Below are 2,459 nucleotides of genomic sequence, written 5' to 3'. Positions count from 1 at the left end.
GACGTTGCATGTGGTGCGGCCGAATGACCATATCCGGTTCGAGGACACGCCGTTCTTTGTGGCGGACAAGCCGGTGTCGTGGCCTCGGGTGGCGGGTGCGCCGCGTCGGGCGGCGGTGTCGGCGTTCGGCATGGGTGGGGTGAACGCGCACGTCATCGTCGAGGAGGCGCCGCTCCCGGCCGACCGGGAACCCCTGCCGCAGCAGTCGTTCGTGGTGAAGGTGTCCGCGGCCAGTGAGGACGGGGTGCGTCGGCTCGCGGACGGGTATGCGCGGATGTTGTCGGGTGTGGATTCGTCGGTGCTGGGTGATGTGGGTTTCACGGCGAATGTGGGTCGTGCGTCGCATCGGTTCCGGGTGGCGGTCCAGGGTTCTGACGGGTCGGAGTTGGCCGCCGGATTGAATGCGGTCGCGGGTGGGGACCGGCCGGTGGCCCGGTTGTCGAATCAGCCGCCGGTGTCGGTGTTCCTGTTCTCGGGCCAGGGTTCGCAGTACCCGGGGATGGCTGCGGGTTTGTACGCGACCGAGCCGGTGTTCCGGGCGGCGTTCGACGAGTGCGCCGAGCTGGTGGCGTCGGGTGGGGACGTGCCGTTGCGGGAGGTGGTGTTCGGAGCGCGCGGTGGCGAGCTGGTGCAGACCCGGTTCGCGCAGGTGGCGATCGTGTCGGTGCAGGTCGCGTTGGTGCGGTTGTTGCAGGCGTGGGGGGTACGCCCGGGTCTGGTGGTGGGTCACAGCGTGGGGGAGTTGACCGCGGGGTGGGCGGCGGGGGTGCTGTCGTTGCCGGAGGTGTTGCGGTTGGCGGTGGTACGGGGTGGGTTGATGCAGGCGCAACCCGCGGACGGGGCGATGGCGGTGGTGTTCGCCGACGCGGCGTCGGTGGAGGCGGTGTTGCCGTCGTTTCCGGGGGTGGAGATCGCGGCGTTCAACGCTCCGCGCAGTGTGACGATCTCCGGCCCGGCCGGGGCGGTGGAGGCGTTCGGTGCCGGGTCGGGGTTGCGGACGCAGCGGTTGACGGTCAGCCACGCGTTCCACTCGGCGGCGATGGCCGGGGCGGTGGACCCGTTCGCCCAGGCGTTCGGGCAGGCGATGGCGTCACCGCCACGGATCGGTTTCGCCTCCACGGTGACGGGTGGTTGGCATGACGCCCGGTCGGTGGCCGACGGCCAGGTGTGGGGTTCGGGGATCCGCCGACCGGTGCGTTTCACCCAGGCGGTCGAAGCGGCCTGTGCAGCCGGCGGACGGGTCTTCTGGGAGATCGGCGCGCATCCGGTGTTGACCGGTCTGGCGCGGGCGACCCTCACCGACACCGACCTGACCTGGCTGCCGACGCTGCGCCGCGACCACGACGACCAGACCCAGCTCCACACCGCCATCACGTCGTTCTACAACCAGGGCCACGGCGACCTCGACTGGGCCGGAATCCACCACGGGAAGGGACACCGCACCACCACCATCCCCACCTACCCCTTCGAGCGCCGGGAGCTGAGCGCACCCCGGTTCCCCGGTTCCGCCGCGCGGCGTCGACCGGAGCCGGAGGCTTCCGTACCCGCAGCGGGTGACGGGGCAGTCGGCCACCCGTTGTTCGACCGTCACTACGAGCACTGAGCGAGGGACCGTGACGTACCGGGTCGAAACCTACGAGAAGACCTTCGCCGCCCACGAGCCGTTCATCGCCCAGCACCGCTCCGGCGGTCTCGGCATCCTGCCCGCCGCCGTGCAACTGGAGATGGCCCTGCTGGGGGTCGCCCAACGTCGGGCGTTCCGCCCGCTCGAACTCGTCGACGTCGCCTTCGTCAGGCCGTTCACGGTCGCCGACGGCGAGCAGGTCACCGGCCGCCTCGACGTGACCCTGGGAGAGCGGGCCCGGTTCGAGCTGGGCGCGGTGACCCCCGGGGGCCGCCGGACGGTCTCCACCGGGTCGGGCGGACCGATCCCGTCCGGCACCCACCCGCCGGCCGCCTGGGCGGTGAGCTGCCCGGTACCCGTCCCGCCGGAACGCGTCTACGCCGGCTGGTCGGCCGCCGGCCTGGTCTACGGGCCGGACTTCCGCACCGTACGCCGGCTCGCCGTCGGCACGGGTACCGCCGAGGCGACCCTGGAGACGGTGGCCCAGCCACTGCCGTGGTACTCCCACCCGCTGCTGATCGACGGCGTCTTCCAGGTGGTCAGCTGCGCCCTCCAGGACCTCACCGGTGGCGACCCGCCGGGGCCGATGCTGCCGATCGGGGTGGCCCGCCTCGCCCTGCACACCGAGCTGTCCCCGCTCAGCACCGGAGTGACCGTCCGGGTACGCCGTACCGCCGTGCGGGACGCCTGGTCCGTCGCGGACGCCATCCTGGTCGACGCCACAGGCCGGGTCGTCGCCGAACTCACCGGGGTACGGATGCGCCGGTTGCCGGCCGCGCCCCCCGCACCGGCGACCGGGCGGCTGCTCACCCGGATCGACTGGGCCCCCGCCCCC

At 72.4% G+C, this 2,459-nt stretch carries 2 protein-coding genes; both read left to right on the top strand.

Annotation, left to right across the window (positions count from 1 at the left end):
• Window positions 1-1,603: acyltransferase domain-containing protein (locus ACOJTC_RS10295; protein WP_420116686.1), on the top strand; the 1,603-nt coding region annotated here is incomplete at its 5' end.
• 10 nt (window positions 1,604-1,613) lie between these two features.
• Window positions 1,614-2,459, top strand: an 846-nt coding sequence (locus tag ACOJTC_RS10290) for a polyketide synthase dehydratase domain-containing protein (protein WP_420116685.1), incomplete at its 3' end; no start/stop codon positions are given.

Origin of the sequence: Micromonospora sp. (genome assembly GCF_048594385.1) — a bacterium.
Taxonomy (GTDB): domain Bacteria; phylum Actinomycetota; class Actinomycetes; order Mycobacteriales; family Micromonosporaceae; genus Micromonospora; species Micromonospora wenchangensis.
Note: the sequence above shows the minus strand (reverse complement) of the source record. Positions and strands in the feature narration are given on the sequence as shown.